Annotated in this window: 19 protein-coding genes; 9 read left to right on the forward strand and 10 right to left on the reverse strand. The window is 72.5% G+C overall.

The window, feature by feature from the left end; genetic code table 11:
* Positions 1-49: 49 nt before the first annotated feature.
* From AB0C17_RS14165 to AB0C17_RS14195, 7 genes are all read right to left on the reverse strand, one after another.
* Positions 50-949 carry an ROK family protein gene (locus AB0C17_RS14165; RefSeq protein ID WP_357478724.1) on the reverse strand — a complete coding sequence of 300 codons (900 nt, stop codon included), beginning with the start codon at positions 947-949 and terminating at the stop codon, positions 50-52.
* Positions 950-1,044: 95 nt separating this feature from the next.
* A complete protein-coding gene (locus AB0C17_RS14170; protein WP_357478727.1) occupies positions 1,045-2,499 on the reverse strand; it encodes a lyase family protein in 1,455 nt (484 codons plus the stop codon).
* A gap of 47 nt (positions 2,500-2,546) precedes the next feature.
* Positions 2,547-3,368: a creatininase family protein gene (locus AB0C17_RS14175; RefSeq protein WP_357382833.1), complete on the reverse strand. Its 822-nt coding sequence runs from the start codon at positions 3,366-3,368 to the stop codon at positions 2,547-2,549.
* A complete protein-coding gene (locus AB0C17_RS14180) occupies positions 3,356-5,104 on the reverse strand; it encodes an iron ABC transporter permease (protein WP_357478730.1) in 1,749 nt (582 codons plus the stop codon). The genes AB0C17_RS14175 and AB0C17_RS14180 overlap by 13 nt, the downstream gene beginning before the upstream one ends.
* Positions 5,101-6,174 (reverse strand): ABC transporter ATP-binding protein, encoded by a 1,074-nt coding sequence (locus AB0C17_RS14185; RefSeq protein ID WP_357478733.1) that lies wholly within the window; start codon positions 6,172-6,174, stop codon positions 5,101-5,103. The genes AB0C17_RS14180 and AB0C17_RS14185 overlap by 4 nt, the downstream gene beginning before the upstream one ends.
* Before the next feature lie 61 nt (positions 6,175-6,235).
* Positions 6,236-7,288, reverse strand: a complete 1,053-nt coding sequence (locus AB0C17_RS14190; protein WP_357382827.1) for an extracellular solute-binding protein — start codon at positions 7,286-7,288, stop codon at positions 6,236-6,238.
* A gap of 204 nt (positions 7,289-7,492) precedes the next feature.
* Positions 7,493-8,641: an ROK family transcriptional regulator gene (locus AB0C17_RS14195; protein WP_357478737.1), complete on the reverse strand. Its 1,149-nt coding sequence runs from the start codon at positions 8,639-8,641 to the stop codon at positions 7,493-7,495.
* A 528-nt stretch (positions 8,642-9,169) separates the two neighbouring features.
* Here AB0C17_RS14195 and AB0C17_RS14200 point away from each other — a divergent pair.
* The gene (locus tag AB0C17_RS14200) at positions 9,170-11,875 is read left to right on the forward strand and encodes a sugar-binding protein (RefSeq protein ID WP_357478740.1); all 2,706 of its coding nucleotides are present in this window, start codon (positions 9,170-9,172) and stop codon (positions 11,873-11,875) included.
* Positions 11,876-11,953: 78 nt separating this feature from the next.
* On the opposite strand, the gene AB0C17_RS14205 is transcribed toward AB0C17_RS14200, so the two are convergent.
* From AB0C17_RS14205 to AB0C17_RS14215, 3 genes are all read right to left on the reverse strand, one after another.
* Positions 11,954-12,544 (reverse strand): VanZ family protein, encoded by a 591-nt coding sequence (locus AB0C17_RS14205; RefSeq protein ID WP_357382821.1) that lies wholly within the window; start codon positions 12,542-12,544, stop codon positions 11,954-11,956.
* Between the two features lie 129 nt (positions 12,545-12,673).
* A complete protein-coding gene (locus tag AB0C17_RS14210; protein WP_357478743.1) occupies positions 12,674-13,687 on the reverse strand; it encodes a cupin-like domain-containing protein in 1,014 nt (337 codons plus the stop codon).
* Positions 13,684-13,863: a hypothetical protein gene (locus AB0C17_RS14215; RefSeq protein WP_357478746.1), complete on the reverse strand. Its 180-nt coding sequence runs from the start codon at positions 13,861-13,863 to the stop codon at positions 13,684-13,686. The genes AB0C17_RS14210 and AB0C17_RS14215 overlap by 4 nt, the downstream gene beginning before the upstream one ends.
* A 215-nt stretch (positions 13,864-14,078) precedes the next feature.
* Here AB0C17_RS14215 and AB0C17_RS14220 point away from each other — a divergent pair, with 215 nt between their 5' ends.
* The 8 genes from AB0C17_RS14220 (at position 14,079) to AB0C17_RS14255 (ending at position 20,758) form a co-directional block, all read left to right on the forward strand.
* On the forward strand, positions 14,079-16,034 hold the full coding sequence (locus AB0C17_RS14220; RefSeq protein WP_357478749.1) for a sensor histidine kinase: 1,956 nt from the start codon (positions 14,079-14,081) through the stop codon (positions 16,032-16,034).
* Positions 16,031-16,708 carry a response regulator transcription factor gene (locus tag AB0C17_RS14225; RefSeq protein WP_357382813.1) on the forward strand — a complete coding sequence of 226 codons (678 nt, stop codon included), beginning with the start codon at positions 16,031-16,033 and terminating at the stop codon, positions 16,706-16,708. Before AB0C17_RS14220 ends, AB0C17_RS14225 begins: the two co-directional genes overlap by 4 nt.
* 348 nt (positions 16,709-17,056) lie before the next feature.
* Positions 17,057-17,353, forward strand: coding sequence for a DUF1540 domain-containing protein (locus tag AB0C17_RS14230; RefSeq protein ID WP_357478752.1), 297 nt, complete (start codon positions 17,057-17,059; stop codon positions 17,351-17,353).
* 152 nt (positions 17,354-17,505) lie between these two features.
* Entirely contained in the window at positions 17,506-18,291 is a 786-nt protein-coding gene (locus tag AB0C17_RS14235) for a DUF2470 domain-containing protein (protein ID WP_357478755.1), read from the forward strand.
* A gap of 86 nt (positions 18,292-18,377) precedes the next feature.
* Entirely contained in the window at positions 18,378-18,761 is a 384-nt protein-coding gene (locus AB0C17_RS14240) for a metalloregulator ArsR/SmtB family transcription factor (protein ID WP_357478758.1), read from the forward strand.
* Positions 18,762-18,793: 32 nt separating this feature from the next.
* Positions 18,794-19,879, forward strand: coding sequence for an ACR3 family arsenite efflux transporter (arsB, locus tag AB0C17_RS14245; RefSeq protein WP_357478761.1), 1,086 nt, complete (start codon positions 18,794-18,796; stop codon positions 19,877-19,879).
* 14 nt (positions 19,880-19,893) lie between these two features.
* Entirely contained in the window at positions 19,894-20,301 is a 408-nt protein-coding gene (locus AB0C17_RS14250) for an arsenate reductase ArsC (RefSeq protein WP_357382803.1), read from the forward strand.
* A gap of 94 nt (positions 20,302-20,395) precedes the next feature.
* On the forward strand, positions 20,396-20,758 hold the full coding sequence (locus AB0C17_RS14255) for a metalloregulator ArsR/SmtB family transcription factor (protein WP_357382801.1): 363 nt from the start codon (positions 20,396-20,398) through the stop codon (positions 20,756-20,758).
* The last annotated feature ends 14 nt before the right edge of the window (positions 20,759-20,772 follow it).

Raw genomic sequence — 20,772 nt, forward strand, 5'->3', positions numbered from 1 at the left:
CGGGGCGCTCCTGTGCGCCCCGCCCGGCGGCGTCTGCCGGTGGTTGCGGTCAGACCACAGCGGGCTGCGCCTCGACGGCCAGGGCGAGCGAGCCGAGCAGCGCGGCGTCCTGCGCGAAGTCCGACAGCACGATCTCCGGCGGGTACGGCAGCGTGTGGTTGAGCCGTTCGGTCAGCAGCTCCCGCACCAGGTCGTTGCCGGCGACGCTGCCGACCAGCACGATCCGCTGCGGGTCGAGCAGCAGGCAGCACGTCACCAGCTGGCGGGCCAGTTCGTCCACCCGGAGGCGGAGCTGCTCGCGTACCGGGCCGGGCTGTTCCGCGGCCGCGCACAGTCCGGCCGCCCGGCCGTCCACCCCGAGCCGCTGCGCCAGCTCGTCGAGGGCCCGGCCGGAGAACGTCGTCTCCAGCATCGGTTCCAGGCGGGGCGGCCAGCTGAGGTCGGTCAGTCCGTAGGCGATCTCGCCGGACGCGCCGTGGCGACCCGGCAGCACCTCGCCGTTGACGGTGACCGCCGCGGCCACCCCGGTCCCCAGCCCGACGACCAGTCCCGGGTCGGCGTCGCGCAGCGCGCCGAGCCGCAGCTCGGCGTGCGCGGCGGCCTTCAGGTCGTTCACCACCCGCACGTGCGTCAGGTTCAGGTGGGCGCGGACCGCGTCGGCCAGCCGCAGCCGCTCCCAGCCGGGGACGTTCGGCGCCAGCTCGATGCCGTCGTCGTGCACGATGCCGGGTGAGGCGATGCCGGCCGCGACGATGGTGCCGCCGGTCTGCTCGGCGAGGTCGCGCGCCCGGTCCAGCGCCCGGGTGAGGGCCTGCGGCGCGCCCTGCTCGGCGTTCGTGGGCAGGCGCTCGGAAACGAGCAGCCGGCCGTCGGTGTCACCCACGCCGATGGCCATCTTGGTGCCGCCGAAGTCGATGCCGAGCAGGCGCGGGTTTGCCGGTCGTTCCATGGTGATGTCAGATCGCCCTTCGGGCCGTCGGTCCAGATCACGTGGTCGCCGCGACACGACGTCCGCGACCACGGCCAGCGGCGTCGGCCGGCCCGTCACTGGCCTGCCCTCGCCGCGACCGCCTCGGCGAGAGCCGCGTCGGCACGGGTCAGCCGGTCGCGCAACGCCTGCGCCCGCTCCTGCACCGCGTCGAGCATTGTAGACAGTCGTCCGACCTGGTCCCGGACGGCCGCCTCGCCGGGCCCGTCGGCCTGGGCCCGGCGCAGCACGAGTTCGGGGCGGACGGCGGCGGCCAGCAGGTCCCGTACCGCGGCGTCGTCGAGCGTCAGGCCGAGGTCGGCCGCGGTGGACCGGACCAGCTCCCCGGTCCAGGTGGCCGGAGCGCCGCCGCGTACCAGCCGGCCGAGCAGCGAGTGGGCGCCCCGGAACGGCACGCCGTGGCGGGCCAGCGCGTCGGCCGCGGCGGTGGTGGTGGCGCCGGAGGCCACGATCTCCTCACCGGACGGCGGGCGCTGCGGGTCCAGCTTCTCGATCAGGCCGCCGAGCAGGGAGAAGAACCGGTACGCCCGGTCGTCGCCGTCCCAGAGCCGGGCCTGCACGTCGGTGGTGGCGTTGTTGGAGTCCTCCCACCAGGCCGCGCCGACGTTGTTCAGCACGCTCGCCGCGTCGGCCGCCGAGGCGCCCGCCATCGAGACGAGGTGCTCCAGCACCACCGGGTTGCGCTTCTGCGGCATGATGCTGCTGCCCTGGGTGAACTCGCCGGGCGTGACCACCCAGCCCCAGCTCAGCCAGTCCATCAGCGTGCGGGCCAGCCGGGCGCCGGTGGCCAGCGCCTGCGCGTTGAGCGTGGCGACCCGGACCAGGTGGTCCGCGCCGGCCACCGCCTCGTACGAGTTGACGATCAGCTGGTCGAAGCCGAGCAGGTCGGCCAGTCGGCGGGGCGAGATGTCCAGGTCGGTGCCGGCGAACGCGCAGGAGCCCAGCGGCGAGCGGTTCATCTCGTCCAGCAGGTCGGCGTACGCGGCGGCCTCACCGGCGAGCGCCTCGGCGTAGCCGGCGAAGACGTGCCCGATGCTGGTCGGCTGGGCCGGGCGGCGGTGCGTGTAGCCGGTGATCACCACGTCGGCGTGCCGGTCCGCGCGGTCCAGCACGGTACGGCCGGTGGCCAGCAGCGCGTCGAGCACCTGGAGCAGCTGGTCGCGCAGCACCATCCGGAACACGCCGGCGTCGAGGTCGTTGCGGCTGCGCGCGAGCTGCACGCTCAGTTGCGACACCTCGATGCCGGCCGCGGCGGCGAGCCGCTTCTCCAGCGTGTAGTAGACGTCCTCGACGCTGCCGTCGTACTCCAGTTCCTCCGGCCGGTCGCCGGTGAGGGCGACCAGGCCTCGCAGCATCGTCGCGGCGGCCTCGTCGGAGATCAGTCCCTGCTCGGCGAGCATCACGACGTGGGCCTTGCTGGCCGTGACCATCGCCGGGTAGAGGTGGGCGACGTGGTGGTCGAACACGACGCGCAGATGGTGCTGTTGGTAGACGGTCAGTGACGGGCTCATGGTGGCCTCCCGAGGTGGTGCGTTGTCGTGCGGCGTGCCGCGCGTGGTCATCCGGTCGTCCGGTCCGGCCGGTCGGCGCCGGGCGGCCCGGGCAGCGGCGCGGCCAGCCACGCCTCGACCAGCTGGCGCAGGCGGGTGCCGGCGGTGACGCGGATCCGGTCGCCGGCCTCCCGGCCGGCCAGCGAGACGTGGCCCGACCAGCCCTGCCAGGGATCCGGCCGCGACTCCACCAGCACGTACGGGTACGGGGTGGGCAGCTTCGGTTTCGGCGGCAGGTCCGGCGCCGCGTCGAGGCGCACCGCGTCCGGGTCGAAGCCGAGCACCGCGGAGCTCTCGTACGCGCCGCCGTGTCCCCGGGCCGGCAGCTCACCGAACATCTCGGTGGTCTCGTCCGGGCCGACGAGCTGGAACCAGTTCACCAGCATCATGCTGGCCCGGTGCCGCCCGGACACCCACTCCATCGCGGCGCGGACGGTGGACATGTTGGCGTCGTGCCCGTTGACCACGAGCACCCGGGTGAAGCCCGCCTCGACGATGCCGGCGAGCACGTCGGCGAGGTAGCCGACGGCGATCTCCGGCCGCAGCGCCACGGTGCCCGGCCACTGCCGGGTCTGGCCCGGGCAGGCGGCGTACGGCGTGGCCGGGAACAGCACCGCCCGGGCGGACCCGGTGGCCAGTTCCCCGGCGAAGCCCTCGGCCAGGATCAGGTCGGTGCCGATCGGCAGGTGCGGACCGTGCCACTCGACCGCGCCGACCGGCAGCACCGCCAGGTCGGCCGCCTCGGTCACGGCGGCGAACGCGTGCCCGGGCACCCGGGTGACCGGGAGCAGCCCTCCCCCGGTCCGCCACCGCTCGATCAGTTCGTCCACTGCTCGGCCCTCCGGGTCGCGGTGCGGCTGCTCTCCAGCCGCCCGGAGAACCACATCACCACGAAGATGAGCAGCACCTGGAGCATGCCGTAGGCGGCCGCGGTGCCCAGCTCGAAGCTGTACATCCGGTTGTTGATGGCGACCGAGATCGGCACCGTCGACGAGGTGTAGATGAGCACCGAGGCGACGAACTCGCCGACACCGTGCACGAACGCCAGCAACGCGCCGGCGAGCACGCCGGGCAGCATCAGCCGCACGGTGATCGTGTAGAACGCGCGCAGCCAGGAGGCGCCCAGGTTGCGCGCCGCGTCCTCCAGCGACGGGTCGATCAGCGCCAGCGTCGCGGAGCTGGACCGGAACACGATCGGCAGGAACCGCACGAAGTAGGCAAGCGGCAGGATCCAGAACGTGCCGACCAGCACCTGCCCGAAGCTGAAGGCGTTGCCGGTGCTGAACGCCGAGATCAGGTTGATCGCCACGACGGTGCCGGGCAGCGCCCAGGCGATCATCACGGCCACGTCGAGCAGGCCGCGCCCGACGAACGTCAGCCGCCGCACCGCGTACGCGACGAGCACGCCGATCACCACGCAGCCCACGACCGCGAGGAGGCTCATCTGCACCGAGTTGAGGATCGGCTGGAACGCCTTGGGGTCGGTGAAGATGGTGACGAAGTTCTCGAAGGTGTACGTCGGCGGCAGCACCTCGGTGGTCCAGGACCGGTCCTCGGAGAACGCGACGAGCGCGATCGCGCCGACCGGGGCGAGCAGGACCAGCGTGGCCAGCACCGAGGCGAGCGGGGCCAGCCAGCGGCCGATCGGGTTGGTGATCTCCCGCCGGACCGCCGAGACGCCCTTGGACTGGGACTGGTAGTTACGCCGCCCCTCGTACCAGCGCATGCTCAGCAGGAAGATGATCGAGACGATGCCGAGCACCGAGGCGTACGCGGAGGCCATCGGCAGGTCGCCGTTGGTGCGGTTGATGTAGATCTGCATCGTCATGGTCTGGCTGACGTTGAACAGCAGCGGCGCGGTGTAGGACGCCAGCGACGTCATGAAGACCAGCAGCGACGCCGAGATCAGCGCCGGGGTGAGCATCGGCAGCAGGACGGTGCGCCACACGCGGACCCGGCCCGCGCCGAGGTTGTACGCGGCCTCCTCGACCGACGGGTCCATGCCGGCCAGCGCCGCCGAGGCGGCCAGGAAGAAGAACGGGTACATGGTGAACGTGTGCACCACCAGCACGCCGGCGATGCCGTCGAAGGCAAGGACCGGCTTGTCGGTGCCGAGCAGCGCCTGGAGGCCGCGCGGCACGATGCCGATGTTGCTGTAGAGCAGCTGGAAGGACACGGCGCCGATCAGCGGCGGCAGCGCCGCCGGCACCAGGATGAACGCCTCGATGAGCCGCCGGCCGCGGAAGTGGAACCGCTTGAGCAGGAACGCCATCGCCACGCCGACGACGCCGCAGAGCAGCACGCTCGCGGCCGAGATGAACAGCGAGGTGAACAGCGACTCGCGGGCCACCCCGGAGGAGGAGAGGAACTGGAGGTAGTTGTCGCTGCCGTTGGCGCTGACGCTCTCCCGGAAGGTGGCGAACATCGGCTGGACGACGAAGCCCCAGAGCACCAGGACCAGCGGCAGCACCAGCAGGTAGGGGAACCATCGGGAGTTCGCCCCGCCGGCCAGGCGCTGGCCGAGGGCCGCCGCCCAGCCGGGGGCGGGCGGGGTCGCAGCGGTCACGGCTTGACCACCCAGAGCCGCTCCGGTGTGAGCCGCAGGCCCACGACGTCGCCGAGCGCGATGCCGGCGGGCGCGTCGACCAGGGCGGCCATCACGTCGTCGCCGTCGACGTCGACAGTCACGTGGGTGGCCATGCCGGTGAACTCGACGTGGCTGACCCGGCCGCGCATGGCCGCCGTCTCGTCGTCGCCGCCGAGCGCGATGTGCTCGGGGCGCGCGGAGACCAGCGCGGTGTCGCCCTCGGCGAGACCGTGTCCGGTGGGCGCGCCGATCTCGATGGTGGCGCCGCCGGGCAGGCGTACCCGGACGCGCTGCTCCGTCGCGCCGGTCACCGGCAGGCTCAGCACGTTGCTGCGTCCGATGAACCGGGCCACGAACGCGTTCGCGGGCTGGTAGTAGACCTCGTGCGGGGTGCCGACCTGCTGGACCCGGCCGGACTCCATCACGGCGATCCGGTCCGACATCGCCATCGCCTCGGCCTGGTCGTGCGTGACGTAGATCGAGGTGGTGCCGCTCTCCCGCTGGATGCGCCGGATCTCGGCGCGGGTCTCCTCGCGCAGCTTCGCGTCGAGGTTCGACAGCGGCTCGTCGAGCAGCATGGTGCGGGGACGGATGACCAGGGCCCGCGCCAGCGCGACGCGCTGCTGCTGGCCGCCGGAGAGCGCGTCGATGCGCCGGTCGCCGTACCCGGCGAGGTGCACCTGGGCGAGCGCCTCGGTGACCCGGCGGGTCTGCTCGGCGCGGGAGACCCGGCGGACCTTGAGCCCGTACGCGACGTTCTGCGCCACAGTCATGTGCGGGAACAGGGCGTAGTTCTGGAACACCATGCCGGTGTCCCGCTTGTTCGGCGTCCAGTGGGTGACGTCGTCGTCGCCGAAGTGGATGTGACCGGACGTCGGGAAGTAGAAGCCGGCCACCATGCGCAGCGTCGTCGTCTTGCCACAACCGCTCGGTCCGAGCAGCGTGAAGAACTCGCCGGCTCCGATGGTGACGGTGACGTCATCGACCGCCGCGGAGTCGCTCGACTTGGCGAAGCGCTTACTGACCGCCGTCAGTCGGACATCGATCATTTCGTGGGTCCTTCCAGGACGAAGCCGGGCCGTGCCGGAGCACGGCCCGGTTCCGAGCGTCTTAGCCCTTGCCCTTGATCTGGGCGTTCCAGTGGGTGATCCAGGCGGTCTCGTTCTTGCCGATCACGTTCCAGTCGACGTCCATCGGCTTGAGGTCGAGCTTGGTCAGCCACTCGGGCTTCTCGGCGATGTCGACGGCGGGGATCTGGAAGTAGTCCTTGGCCAGGCTGGCCCGCAGCGAGTCGTCGAACAGGAACTCGAGGAACTTCTTCGCGCCCTCGCTGTTGCCGCCCTTGACCGCCGCGACGCCGTCGACGAGCACCGGCGCACCGGAGGCCGGCATCACGTAGCCGAAGGGCATCTTCTCGTTGGCCTGCAGCAGGATGTCCTGGAGGTTCCAGGCGCTGACCACGCCCTGCTCACGCGACATCTTCAGGTAGAGGTCGCTGGGGTTGGCGGCGTACTCGACGGTGTTGGCGTCGAGCTTGCGCAGCCAGTCGTAGCCGGGCTGCGGGTTCGACCCGTCGGCCGTGAAGCGCTGGATCATCGAGGCGTAGATCGAGCGCATGGTGCCGGAGGCGGCCACGTCCCGAATGATGATCTTGTCTTTCCACTTCGGGTCGACCAGGTCGTCCCAGTCCTTCGGCGCGGTCTCCGGGGTCAGCGCCTTGTTGTTGTACATGATGACCTCGGGCAGCAGGATCTCGCCGAACCAGCGGCCCTCGGCGTCCTTGTACCGCGCGTCGATCTTCGAGGCGAAGGACGGCTGCCAGGACTCCAGCAGGCCCTCCGACGCGCCGGCGGCGAGGCCCTGCTGGGTGCCGCCCCACCAGACCGACGCCTGCGGGTTGGCCTTCTCGGCGCGGACCCGCTCGAGCACCTCCTGGGCGCCCATGTTGAGCACCTCGACCTTGCCCTTGTACTCGGGGTTCTTGGCCGTGAACTGCTCGACGACGTAGTCGGTGACCGACTTGTCACGGGCGCTGTAGATGACGACCTTCTCGGCCGACGCGGAGCCGGAGGAGCCGGTGTCCTTGTCGTCGTCGCTGCTGCCGCACGCGCTGACGGCAAGCAGTGCGCTGAACGCGACGGCCAGGGCCAAACGACGTTTCATTGGTACCTCCATTTTGCGGGGGAACTATCGGAAGCGGGGAAAGTCGGTGTGCGATCCCGTCCCGGGACCGGGGTGTGCCGCATCGCGCCGCGACCGGCCGTCCGGCGTACGGACGTGGTCGCCGCGAGGACGGCGGTGACGATGGGGTGGGTGTGGTGTCGGGGCCGGGGTCAGGGGTGGTCGGGGGCCGGGGTCGGGTGGTGGTCAGGGAAGCGAGGGTCGGGGCACCGCGGCCGAGAGCGCGTAGCTGATCGCTCCGTGCAGCACGGCCTGGTCGCCCAGGGTGGCGCGGCGCACCTCGGTGGGGGCCGGCGTCCGGGCGGAGACGAGGGCCTGGAGCTGGTCCAGGGCCGCGTCGTCGAGTTCCGCGGCGGCGCCGCTGAGCAGCACCATTCCCGGATCGACCACGCAGGCACAGGAGAGGATGAGCCCGGCCCAGGCGCCGAGCACCTCGTCGAGGTAGTCGCGGGCGGGCGCCGAGGTCGCGGCAAGCCGGCTCAGCTCCCGTACCGGCGACTCGGGCCGGCGGCCCGGGTTGAGCGCGACCACCCGCTCCGCTATGGCGTTCACCGACCACTGGGCCTCGAACTCGCCCACACCGGTGTAGCGGCGCTCGGTCGCGCCGCCCAGCGGCAGGAAGCCGACCTCGCCCGCGGCCCCGCTGGCGCCGCGGCGGACCTTGCCGTCGAGCACGAGCCCGGCGCCGATGCCGTCGGCCACGTGGATCAGCAGCAGGTTGGCCACGTCCGCACCGGCGCCGGCGACGCACTCGCCGGCGGCCATGAGGTTGACGTCGTTGTCGACGACCACCGGTACGCCGAGCCGCCGCTGCACCGACTCGCCGATCGGCCACGCCTCGACCAGTCCGACCGACGGCGCGAGGCGTACCGCGCCGTTGCTGGACACCCCGGGCACCGCGATCGCGACGCCGCGAAGCGACGGCAGGTTGTCGCCGACCAGGTCGAGCACGAACTCGCAGACGGTCTCCACCACGTCCGCGCCGAGCCGCGCGACGCGGTGCGCGATGACCGAGCCCTCGCTGTCGGCGATCTCGCAGCTGATCCGGGGCGGCTCCAGCGACACCGCCGCGACGAGCTCGGCGCGGGGGTTGAACTCGAGCATCTCCCGGGGCCGGCCGGTGGTGGGCGCGCCGGGGCCGCGTTCGATGAGGTAGCCCTCGGCGACCAGCTCCCGCACGAGCGCGGTCACGGTGGCCGCCGAGAGGCCGGTCATCTCGGCGAGGTCCACCCGGGACAGCCGTCGGGCCTGCCGGGCGGCCAAGATCACCGAGAGACGCTTGATCTCACGGGACCGCTCTCGGCTGACCGGGCTGGTCGGGGCTTTGTCAGACACGCTTTCTTCCTAGTGAGAAAAAAGTGTGGCGTCAAGTAACGAGATGATCTCGACGCTCCGAGCAGGAGATTTTTGGTAAGCCGCAAGCCGGGCGGGCCGGGGCCACCCCGACATGGCGCGCAAAATTGGGCCCTCGCGTCCACATTGGCCCCGCAAAACCGGACAAAGTATTTCCCGCGCCTGCCGCCGCTTCGACACGCAGACCGCTGAGCTGCGTGGATCGTTTCTTCGAATAAGGAAGAAAGTCGGCGAGGGCTATTGACGACGCCTCCGCAAGATCCCTAGGTTACGGCCCGAAGGCCTTCCGGTGGATCGACCCGTTCCCACCGTCTGCACCGCTCACGCCGTGACGGTGCGCGTAACCACCATCCCGTTGTCGAGCACCACGACCAGTGAGGACGCGTTGTCCTCAGTGGACAGCTGTCCGTGTCACGGCCCGACGCGAGCCACCGGGTCAGCCGGCCCGCGCCGGGTCCGTGACCGTCCCCCAGCCGCAGCACTCCCGCTTCGAGACGAAGAGGTATGCCCATGAGATGGCGCACCAGCGCGGCGATCGCCATGTGCGGTCTGCTGTCGTTGGGCCTGGCCACTCCGGCCCAGGCCAACCCCCAGAACGCAGCACCGAAGAAGTCCGACAAGCCCGTCGACCTGGACATCATGTTCATCGGCGCCCACCCGGACGACGAGGCCGGCCAGCTCGGCATGCTCGGATACTGGAACGAGTATCACGGCATGAAGGCGGGCGTCATCACCACCACCCGCGGCGAGGGCGGCGGCAACGCCACCGGTCTCGAAGAGGGCCCGGAGCTCGGCATCCTGCGGGAGGCCGAGGAGCGCAAGGCCGTCGGCTGGGCCGGCGTCGAGCACATCTACAACCTGGACGCGCTCGACTTCTGGTACACCGCCAGCGCCCCGCTGACCGAGGAGGTCTGGGGCCACCAGGAGACGCTGTCCCGGATCGTGCGGGTCCTGCGGACCACCAAGCCCGAGGTCATCCTCACGATGAACCCGTCGGCGACGCAGGGCAACCACGGCAACCACCAGAAGGCGGCCATGCTGGCCGTGGAGGCCTTCTACGCGGCGGCCGACCCGAAGGCGTTCCCGGACCAGATCAAGAAGGAGGGCCTCGCGCCCTGGCGGGTCTCCCGCATCTTCCAGACCGGCGGCAGCGGCACCGCCAGCAACGGCCCCGCCTGCGAGACCACGTTCACGCCGGCCGAGGCCAGCAACGTCGTCTTCGGCACCTGGCAGGGCTACGAGTCGGCGCGCCACGACGGCAACCGGTGGAACACGGTCCAGACCTGGGCCCGCCGGGAGTACGTGTCGCAGGGCTGGGGCAACAGCTCCTTCCCGACCACCAACCCCGACGCCATCGGCTGCAACCGGCTGACGCTGATCGACACCCGCACCCCGTACCCGGACCCGAACGTCGGCGCCGGCACGGGCGCGCTCCAGGGCGCCACCGTGCGCGCCCCGGGCGGCCTGCCGCTGGGCACCGAGGTCCACGTGCGTCCGCGCACCTGGGAGGCCGTCGCGGGCCAGCCCATCAAGGTGGACACCGTCCTGTACGCCGAGAAGGCCATCCCGGGCGCCAAGGTCACCCTGAACGCGCCGGCCGGCTGGACGGTCAGCGGCAACGGCGAGGTCGGCACGCTGACCCCGCGTAAGCAGGTCGTGAAGACCTTCACCGTCACGCCGCCCGCGCAGGTCGAGGTGGGCACCCGCTTCAAGCTCGACGCCACGCTGACCAGCAAGAAGGACGGCAGCGGCACCAGCAGCGCCCGGGTTCAGGGCACCGCGCCGGTGCGCGGCACGCTGGAGCCGCTGGAGGAGATCGCCGACTTCCGCGCATGGGCCGTGCGGAACAAGACCCAGCAGCTCGACGCGCTCATCGAGTCCCTGCTGAACATCCCCAGCGGTGGCACCCGCAGCGTCAAGGTCAACCTGACCAACCACGGCACCCGCGTCGAGTCCGGCGCGGTCAAGCTGAACGTCCCCGCCGGCTTCTCGGTGGCCGAGCAGCAGGTGCCGTACAGCGGGCTGCAGCCGGGCGCCAGCACCTCGGTGACGTTCACCGTCACCAACACCGACACGTCGCTGCCGACGGCCAACCGGGCGCCGGACAACGGCGCCTACCGGGTGCAGATCGAGACCAGCTACACCGGGGGCAGCGCCAGCGAGCCCGGCGCGTTCAACCTGGTCCCGGTCACCACGATCCCGAAGGCCACCACCGCGCCGACTGTGGACGGGCACGCCCACGACCACGAGTACACCGGCGAGGTCATCGACATCTCCACCCGCTGGGAGGGCACCGCCGCCCCGGCGTCGGACATCTCCGGCACCGCCCAGCTGACCCACACCGACGACGCCCTGTACGCCCTCTTCACCATCACCGACGACGTGCTCGGCACCGTCCTGCCGCCGGAGGACTGCAAGCGTCCGCGGCGTAACGACAACATCGAGTTCGGCATCGACCCGCGCGGCAACTCGGCGAACACCTCCACCGTGTTCAACATGGCGCTCTTCCCGGCCACGAACGACCCGGCCAACGGGAACCCGCCGTGCTTCGCCCGGGAGCGGGACAACCACCAGGGCGGCCCGGAGACCGCGCCGGGTGTGGAGATCGCCTCCGTCGTGACCAGCAACCCGTACACGGGGTACCGGATCGAGGTCAAGATCCCGTTCAGCGTGCTGCCGGACACCATCGACCCGAACCGGATGGGCCTGAACATCCTGGTCAACGACTCGGACACGCAGGACCTGACCGCGCAGACCCGGGTCGGCTGGTCGACCTGGAGCGGCGTACGGGCCGACCCGTGGCGCTGGGGCAACGCGACGCTGCCGGACCTGGCGGCGAAGCCGTCGGCGCCGAAGGCTCCGATCATGCCGGACACCGCGGCGCTGAGTGTCGACTCGCCGCAGACCCTCCTGCAGTCCGTCTCGGACGGGGTGGCGCCCGGCGGCTACGCCAAGCTGCCGGACGACACCGTGAAGATCAAGAAGGTCACCCACACCGCGAACAAGGTGTCGGTCCAGCTCCAGGTGAAGAAGGCGGGCACCGCCCGGGCCTTCATCTGGGACGGCACCCGGGTCGTGGCGCAGGCCAAGGCCGACCTGCGCAAGGACGGCACGCTCGTCCTGCCGGTGAGCGGGTCGCTTCCGGCCGGCACCTCGCTGCTCGTCTCGTACGAGCACGACGGCGCCACCACCGCTTCGGCGAAGAAGCTGAGCTGACCGGACGGTGAGTGCGTCGACCTGACGCGTGCGCCGCGATGGGCCGGGCCGGCAGGCCCGGCCCATCGTGCCGTCGTACTACCCGGACCGTGAGCCGATCGGCGGACCGGCGCCGATCGCGGCCGGCGCCTCGGCCGGCTCCCGCCACCAGCGGCGTGACGCCAGCGCGGCCAGCCCGGCCCCGGCGGCGTTGAGCAGGACGTCGTCGACCGAGGAGACCCGGTCCAGCCGCAGGACGTACTGCGCCACCTCGACCACTACCGAGCAGCCGGCGGCGAGCGCCAGGATCCGCGGCACCGATGCCAGCGCCGCGAACCGCAGCGGGGCGAAGAACCCGAGCGCCGCGAAGACCAGCAGGTTGCCGACGATCTGGACCGTCACCGTCAGCGGCCCGCTCGCGAGGACGGTGAGCAGGTCCCGCAGCGGCACCAGGCTCACCCGGCCGGGGACGGCACCGGCCCGCTCCCCCGGCAGCATGATCATCCAGACCCAGGGCGCGGTCCCGTAGACGATGCCCACCTCGGCCACCGACCTGCGCCACACCGCCGCCCCGGCGCCGCGCCGGCGGGCCAGGAGCCACACGGCGAGCGCGGCGGCCGGCAACGCGGCCACCGTGACGAGCACGACCCCGGTGATCGTGCCGAACCAGCCGTGCCATCCCGCGACCACGCCACCTCCACCTCCGTCCGGCCGGCAGCCGTCCGGGTGCCATCCTGCCTCCTGCCGCGCGTCGTCCTCCGCGAGCACCGGCCGGTCCCGTCGAGTACGCGGGGAGCCCGGCCGGCACGCCCCCGGTCCTCACCCGTCGGCGCGGGCCGCCGGCGGCGTGGCCATCCGGTGATTCTGGCCGGGCACCCGGAAGTGGTGGAACGTGACGGTGGCGCTGAGATCGAGCGCGTGCACCCAGTGCCACCACCCGACCGGCACCAGCAGCATCTGCCCCGGTTCGAGCACGGTCTCCAGCACCGTCGCCTCGGCGTACCGGGGATGCCGGTCGAGGTCCGGCCGCGCCGCGTCCACCGCGCTGAACGTCCCGCCGCGGGGGTGGACCAGATGCCGCTGGTACGACGGCACCAGCCGGACGTGCTTGCGGCCGAGCACCTGGCAGAGCAGCACCGTGCTGTTGTCCACGTGCAGCGGCGTCACGGTGCCCGCCGGTCCCAGCAGCAGGTGGCCGCCGCCGGCCGGGTCGACGAGGTGCGCGGGCGGCCGCACGTCGGCGGCGAGCGCCCGCAGCGCCCCGTTCCAGTTCTCGTTGCGGGGCACCATGTAGTAGTCGTTCGTCCGCGCGCCGGAGCCGAGCATCGCCAGGTAGTCGACGAAGGCCATGGTGGTGCGGTGCCTGTCGTACTGCCAGGCGTGGTCGGGGTTCGCCTCCCGGCCGGTCATCACCTCGACGACCGCGTCCGGGCAGCTCCGAGCCATCCGGTCCAGTGTCCAGTCCAGCGCCGGCCAGTCCGCCATCAGGCCGTCGAGCACGACCGGCCGGTTGCCGTAGTAGTAACGGCCGAAGAACTCCTCGGCGGTGATGTCGGCCCGGCGCTCCAGGACGCGGCCCCCGTCGTCGTCGCGCAGCACCCGGTAGGTGTCCAGCACCGACTCCATCCAGTCGTAGCGCAGCGCGAGCCGCCGGCAGACGGCGAAGTACGGATGGTCGGCGAGCGCCGCCAGCTCGGCGTCGACGGCGTCGGCGTCCGCGCCGCCGGCCACGGCCGCCGCCCGGGCCTGCCCGGCGGCGACTCCCATCGCCAGGTTCTCGGCGAGCCACTCCCGCCAGACGGGGAGCAGGCCCGGCGCGGCGGCCACGGTCACCGGGTGGCCTCGGCGGACGGAGCGGCCGGCGCGGACGGCCGTAGTGCCAGCACCACGGCGTCGACGCGGCCGTCGGTGGGCGGCGGGGTGAGCCGGGGCGCCCGGGTGTACTCGGAGCAGTTGACGTAGGAATTCTTGACGTGGGCCGGGATGTGGTCCGGCGTGGTTTCGGTCATGCCGGGCAGTCAAGCGGCGAGGCGTCCCGGTCCGCCAGGGACGCCGATCCCGTCCGGCCCGGGACGCCGCCACCACGCCGCACGGCCGATCCCCGGTCCCGTCCCGGCCGGGACATCCGCCCCCGGCCGCCGGGACACCCCCGCCCGGCCCGCCATCCGGCTCACGCCGTTCAGGTGGTCCCCGGCGCCGTGCGTCCTGACACAGTGGACCCGATATGCGTGACGACTTCCGTACCCGGAGGGCGGTGGCCTGGGCGGTCCTCGCCGCCACCGGCGTGCTCACCCTCGGCGCGGTCGCCGGCTGGGCGGTGGCGACTCCCTCGTTCACCGCCACGCAGCTCTACTCGCTCGTCGACCTGCTCGACGGCGTCGTCTACGGCGCGGTGGCGTGGCTGATCCTGAGTCGCCGGCGCAGCGGCGGCCGGCTTCCGGGGTGGATCGCCACCGCGACGGCGCTCGGCGGCGCGCTCGCCGCGTGCTGCGGCCAGTGGCAGCTCGCCGTCGGCGGGCCCGCGCTGTTGACCGCCCTGCACCACTGGGCCTGGGTGCCGGGCCTCTACTCGCTCGTCGTGGTCATGCCCTGGCTGCTGCCGGAGCGGCCACCCGGCCGGCTCGAGCGGATCGCCGTCGCGGCCGGCCTCGGGTACGTGGCGCTGACGGTGGCCGTCCTCGTCACCGCGCCGCCTCCGGTGGGCGTGGTGCCGCTGACGCCGGAACTGCGCGAGGCACGCGCCGCGCTGCTGCGACAGCTGTCGCCCGTGCTGCCGTACGCGCTGGTCGTGCTCGGCGTGCTGGCCGCCGCCGGCGTCGCGTGGCGGTGGCGGCGCGGGGAGCCCACACGGCGCAACGGCCTCGGCTGGGTGACCGCGGGCAGCGCGCTGCTCACCCTGGCCTTCCTGACCACGCTCCTGCCGCCGGCGGTGGCGCCGCCGACCGCGCCCGCGCTGCTGATGCTCGCCTCCCAGGCGTTCTTCCCCGCCGCGGTGGCAGTGGTGGTGCTGCGCCAGCAGTTGTGGGGAATGCGGCTGGCCGTGCGGCGCACCCTGGTCTGGTACCTGATGACCGCCATGGTGATCGCCGCCTACTGCGTGGCGGTCGCGTTGCTCGACCGGCTGCTGCCGCGGGCCGTGCCGCTGCCGCAGCTGCTGGTCACCGGCGCGATCGCGGCCGCGTTCCAGCCGGTCCGCGCGCTCGTGCAGCGACGGGTGGACGGCCTCGTGCACGGTGAGGCGCCCGAACTCCTGCTGCACCGGGTGGTGCGCAGCGGCGGCAGCACGAGCGACATCGGCGCGGCGGTGGCCACCGCGCTACGGCTGGCCGACGTGCTGATCACCGAGGACGAGGCGCAGCCGCCGCCGCGTGAGGGCGGCCCGCCGGTCACCGTGCCGCTGCTGCGGGGCGACCGGCTCGTCGGCCACCTGCACGCCTGGCCCCGGCCCGGCGAGCTGCTCGACGAGCGGGCCGGCGAGGCGCTCGCCGTGCTCGCCCCGGTGGTCGCCGCGATGGTGGAGCTGGTCGGCACCAACCGGGATCTGGCCCGGTCGCGGCAACGGCTGGCGGAGGTACGCGACGAGGAGCGCCGCTCCCTGCGCCGGGACCTGCACGACGGCCTCGGGCCGGCGCTCAGCGGCATCGGACTGGGCCTGGCGGCCACCCGCAACCTGCTGCGCCGCGACCCGGACCGGGCCGAGGAGCTGCTGGACCGGTTGACCGAGGAGCTGACCGCCCGGGCGGCGGAGGTGCGGGAGATGGCACACGGACTGCTGCCTCCGGTGCTCGCCGACGGCGGGCTGCGCCCCGCCCTGGACGTGCTGCGCGCGCAGTACGCGCGGGCCGGGCTGCGGATCGTGATGCGGGCTCCCGCCTCGCTGGACCCGCTGCCGGAGCCGGTCGCCACCGCCGCGTACGGCGTCACCGCCGAGGCGGTGCGCAACGTGCACCGGCACGCCGGTGTGGACACCTGCACCGTGTCGCTGGACCGGCGGCCGGATCTGCTCCGGGTCACCGTCACCGACGAGGGCCGGGGGGTGGCCGCCGGGCCGGTCCGCCCGGGCGTGGGCCTGCACGCCATGCGGGAACGCGCACAGGCGGTCGGCGCGACGCTGACCGTCGGACCGGCCGCCTCCCGTGGCACCACCGTCTGCCTGACCGTCCCCCTGGAGCGCCGGTGACCGACCGCCCGATCCGCGTCGTCGTGGTGGACGACCACCCGGTCTTCCGGCTCGGCATGAGCGCGCTGCTGGACACCCTCGACGGCATCGAGTGCGTCGGCGAGGCCGCCGACGCGACCGGGGCCGGGACGCTCGTCGACCGGGCCCGGCCCGACGTGGTGCTGATGGACCTGCATCTCGGTCAGGGATCCGGGATCGAGGCCACCCGCGCGCTGAGCCGGGCGCATCCGGAGGTCCGGGTGCTGGTGGTGACCATGCTCAACGACGACGCCTCACTCGTCGCCGCGGTACGTGCCGGAGCGCGTGGTTACGTGCTCAAGGGTGCGTCGGCCGCGGACGTGGAACGGGGCATCAGGGGCGTGGCCGGCGGGGATCTGGTCCTCGGCGGTCCGCTCGCCGACCGCGCGGCCGCCCTGCTGGGCGCCCGCGCCGACGGCCCGTTCCCAGAGCTGACCGAACGGGAACGTGAGGTGCTGGACCTGCTCGCCCGGGGCCTGTCGAACCCGCTCATCGCACACCGGCTCGGGCTGAGCGCCAAGACGGTGCGCAACAACGTCTCCGCCATTCTGGTGAAACTCCGCCTCGGCAGCCGCGCCGAGGCGATAGCCCGGGCGCGCGACCACGGCATCGGTGTGCCGAACGCCCCGGAACTGCCTCCGTCCCGGGCCCGCTGACCGGCGGGCCGCGCAGTTCCGCTTTCCGATCCCGGGCGATTCCGCGCCGGCACCGGGTGCCGATTCCGGCGCACCTGACCAGGCCGGGAGCGGATCGGTAAAGGGCAGGCACGCGCGAGGAAACAAAGCCTTCCCTAACGAAGGCAAGGCTCATCTTCGCCGAGCCCGGACACCACACGGAAACGGCGGTTAACCGCCACCGGCCCCGTATTCTGTTGTTAGGGTGAGCATGATCCGAACTGGCGGCCGACGGGTTTGCGAACCGGCCGCTCGGCAAATACCAGATGGCGTTCGAGCACCACGAGGCCGGCCTTTCCGTTCCGCCGGCCCGCATGACTTGGAGGCACCATGAAGACGCTGTTGCAGTCTCCGCCGGTACGTGAGTGCGCCGCCACCGCGTGCAGCTTCAACGACAACGGCTGTCACGCTCCCGCGATCACCGTCGCGGCGTCCGCCGACGCGGCCTCCTGCGCGACCTTCGTCGAGTCGTCGCTCAGCGGCGGGATCGCTGAGGTCACCGGCGCGGTGGGCGCGTGCGCGCGGGCCGAGTGCGTGTTCAACGCCAACCTCGCGTGCACGGCCGAGTCGATCACGGTCGGGCCGGGCGCCACGGTCAGCGACTGCCTGACCTACCAGCCCGCCTGACGAATCCGGACACCGCGCTCGGACGGGTCACGACGGTCACCGTCGTGACCCGTCCCGCACGTGCGGCACTCGACCCGCCGTTGCACAGGTAAGCCTTACCTACTACCGTCTGACCTGGGCCGACATCACCCTTCCCGGCCGAGGAGACAGACATGGCGTTGCACCCCGCCGGGCGCCCGGCCCTGCCGGCCGGCGTCGCCCCGCTCATCGTGGGGCCGTCGGCGGTCACCGCCACGCCTCGCGACGCCGTCGCCGCCCGGTGCGTGCTGAGCGCCGCCTCCTCGCTGCGGCTCACGCTCGGCGACACCACAGCCGATCTCCTCCGCGCCCACGTCGTCCTCCCCGACGGCACGATCGTCCTGGCTGTCGACGCGATGAGCCGCACCGGTGGCCTGCTGGTCGCCGCGCGCGGCCACGGCGGCGCGGTACGCCTCGACGTGACCGACCTCGCCCCGGTCGCCGTACGCTCCCGGGTGCGGGCCCGGCTGCGGGTCCTCGGCACCGTCCGCCGCTTCGACCCGGCAGTCCTCGACGCCTGCGATCCGGTCACCGTCATGTCGCTGCTCGACCTGCCCCCGGTGGCGTTGTGGGCGATCGAGCCGGACGAGATCGTCCTCGACCGGGCCGCCGCTCCCGTCGTGGTGGACCCCGGCGCGTACCTCGCCGCCCGGCCGGACCCGATCGCCGTCGACGAGGCCGCCCACCTCGCGCACCTGGCCCGCTGCCACGGCGACGTCCTCGACCGGCTCGCCGCGCTCGTCGACCCCGCCGTCAGCACCGGCGCGACCCGGATCGTCCCGGTCGCGCTCGACACCGGCGGCATCGTGCTGCGCGCGGAGCGGCCGGACGGTCACGCCGACACCCGGCTACCCTTCGCCCGCCCGGTCACCTCGGGCACCGGCCTGGCCGAGGCGCTGCGGACGCTGCTCGCCCGCTAGCGGACGCCGTGTGTGACGGTGACGGCGAGGCGGCGGGGCACGGCCGGGGGCTTGCACGTTGATTAGATACCTGTCAACCTAGAGGCATGTCGAATCAGCAGGCGCCGATCCCCCTCGTCGACCTCGACGCCGACCCGTCGTGCTGCCCCTCACTGGCGCAGCGCCGGGTCCCGGCCGAGACGGCTGCGGTCCTCGCACCCGCCTTCAAGGCCCTCGGCGACCCGGTCCGGCTGCAGCTGATGTCGATGATCGCCTCCGCCGAGGCCGGCGAGGTGTGCGTGTGCGACCTGACACCGGCGTTCGACCTGACCGGGCCGACGATCTCCCACCATCTCCGGACGTTGCGCGAGGCGGGCCTGGTCGACGCCGAGCGGCGGGGCACCTGGGTCTACTACCGCCCACGACCGCAGATCCTGCGCCAGCTCGCCGGCCTGCTGTCGATCGATCCGGCCGCCGCGGCGCAGCGGTAGCCGCTGTGGCGCCGACACCCACAGGAGTACCCATGAGCACCCTCACCGGGGCCGGCCACGCCCCGCCGGTGGCGGCACGCCTGTCGCGCCTGGACCGGTTACTGCCGGTCTGGATCGGCCTGGCCATGGTCGCCGGCCTGCTGCTCGGCCGGATCGTTCCCGGCCTGGACGACGCTCTCGACGCCGTCAAGGTCGGCGGCATCTCCCTGCCCATCGCCCTCGGCCTGCTGATCATGATGTATCCGGTGCTGGCCAAGGTCCGCTACGACCGCCTCGACACCGTCACCGGCGACCGGCGTCTCCTGGTCTCGTCGCTGATCCTCAACTGGATCGTCGGTCCCGCACTCATGTTCGCCTTGGCCTGGGTGTTCCTGGCCGACCAGCCGGAGTACCGCACCGGTCTGATCATCGTCGGCCTGGCCCGCTGCATCGCGATGGTCATCATCTGGAATGACCTGGCCTGCGGCGACCGGGAGGCGGCAGCGGTCCTCGTGGCCATCAACTCGGTGTTCCAGGTCCTCGCCTTCGGCCTGCTCGGCTGGTTCTACCTGTCCGTGCTGCCGGGCTGGCTCGGTCTGGACGGCGCCGCGCTGGAGGTCTCCGGCTGGGACATCGCCGGCAACGTGCTCGTCTTCCTCGGCATCCCACTGCTCGCCGGCTATCTCTCCCGCCGCCTCGGCGAGCGCGCCAGGGGCCGCGACTGGTACGAGCGGCGATTCCTGCCCCGGGTCGGGCCCGTCGCACTGTACGGGCTGCTGTTCACCATCGTCGTTCTGTTCGCTCTGCAGGGCGAGGCCATCACCGACCGGCCGGTCGACGTGGCCCGCATCGCCCTGCCGCTGCTGGCCTACTTCGCCCTCATGTGGGCCGGCTCCTACCTGCTCGGCCGGGCCATCGGCCTGAACTACGAACGCACCACCACGCTGGCGTTCACCGCCGCGGGCAACAACTTCGAACTGGCCATCGCGGTCGCGATCGGCACCTTCGGGATCGCCTCCGGCCAGGCTCTCGCCGGTGTCGTCGGCCCGCTGATCGAGGTCCCGGTTCTCGTCGGCCTGGTCTACGTGTCGCTGTGGGCCCGCGCCCGCCTGTTCGCCACGCCGGGAACCCGGCCATGACATACGGAGGCCCGATGAGCGGCAAGCCCAGCGTCCTGTTCGTCTGCGTGCACAACGCCGGCCGATCCCAGATGGCCGCCGGGTGGCTGCGCCACCTCGCCGGCGACACCGTCGAGGTCCGGTCCGCCGGCAGCGCACCCGCCGACCGGGTCAACCCTGCCGCCGTCGAGGCCATGCGGGAGGTCGGCATCGACATCACCGGTCAGACCCCCCGGCTCCTCCGGTACGAGACGGCGGAGTCCTCGGACGTCATCGTCACCATGGGCTGCGGTGACGCCTGCCCCGTCTTCCCCGGCAAGCGGTACGAGGACTGGAAGCTCGACGACCCCGCGGGCAAGGGCGTCGACGCGGTGCGTCCCATCCGGGACGAGATCCGCACCAGGGTGGAACGGTTGCTCGCCGAGCTGCGCCCCGATGCCTGACACCGCCCGTACGGTCACCCGCCGGCGTCGCACTGACGGTGGTCCGGTCCTGGTTGCACCGGCACGCGGCCGGAGTTGGTGCAACGATGCAGGCGTGGGAACTGCGAAGACTGCCACCCCTGCCATCTCGCCGCTCGCCGGTGAGCCGATCAAGCGCGCCGACGCCGAACGGCTCGCGGGAGTGCTGAAGGCGTTCGCCGACCCGGCCCGGCTACGCCTGCTCAGCCTGATCCAATCCGCTCCGGACGGCGAGGCGTCCGTCAGCGACCTCACCGCGCCGCTCGGTCTCTCCCAGCCGACGGTCAGCCATCACCTCCGGATCCTCACCGAGGCGGGCCTGATCGAGCGGGAGAAGCGGGGTGTGTGGGCGTACTACCGCCTGGTCCCGTCCGCGATCTCGGCGATCGCCGAGTTGTTGACGCCGCCTCGCAAACGGCCGACGAAGAAGGTCCGCTGAGCCGGGGACCGCAG

It is taken from the genome of Micromonospora sp. NPDC048887, from assembly GCF_040649715.1.
Lineage (GTDB): Bacteria > Actinomycetota > Actinomycetes > Mycobacteriales > Micromonosporaceae > Micromonospora.

Coding starts and splice junctions, on each gene's coding strand:
- AB0C17_RS14235 (WP_357478755.1), top strand. CDS start 17,506: ATGGCGTTGCACCCCGCCGGGCGCCCGGCCCTGCCGGCCGGCGTCGCC.
- AB0C17_RS14170 (WP_357478727.1), bottom strand. CDS start 2,499: ATGAGCCCGTCACTGACCGTCTACCAACAGCACCATCTGCGCGTCGTG.
- AB0C17_RS14215 (WP_357478746.1), bottom strand. CDS start 13,863: ATGACCGAAACCACGCCGGACCACATCCCGGCCCACGTCAAGAATTCC.
- AB0C17_RS14220 (WP_357478749.1), top strand. CDS start 14,079: ATGCGTGACGACTTCCGTACCCGGAGGGCGGTGGCCTGGGCGGTCCTC.
- AB0C17_RS14165 (WP_357478724.1), bottom strand. CDS start 949: ATGGAACGACCGGCAAACCCGCGCCTGCTCGGCATCGACTTCGGCGGC.
- AB0C17_RS14200 (WP_357478740.1), top strand. CDS start 9,170: ATGAGATGGCGCACCAGCGCGGCGATCGCCATGTGCGGTCTGCTGTCG.
- arsB (WP_357478761.1), top strand. CDS start 18,794: ATGAGCACCCTCACCGGGGCCGGCCACGCCCCGCCGGTGGCGGCACGC.
- AB0C17_RS14240 (WP_357478758.1), top strand. CDS start 18,378: ATGTCGAATCAGCAGGCGCCGATCCCCCTCGTCGACCTCGACGCCGAC.
- AB0C17_RS14250 (WP_357382803.1), top strand. CDS start 19,894: ATGAGCGGCAAGCCCAGCGTCCTGTTCGTCTGCGTGCACAACGCCGGC.
- AB0C17_RS14230 (WP_357478752.1), top strand. CDS start 17,057: ATGAAGACGCTGTTGCAGTCTCCGCCGGTACGTGAGTGCGCCGCCACC.
- AB0C17_RS14190 (WP_357382827.1), bottom strand. CDS start 7,288: ATGAAACGTCGTTTGGCCCTGGCCGTCGCGTTCAGCGCACTGCTTGCC.
- AB0C17_RS14185 (WP_357478733.1), bottom strand. CDS start 6,174: ATGATCGATGTCCGACTGACGGCGGTCAGTAAGCGCTTCGCCAAGTCG.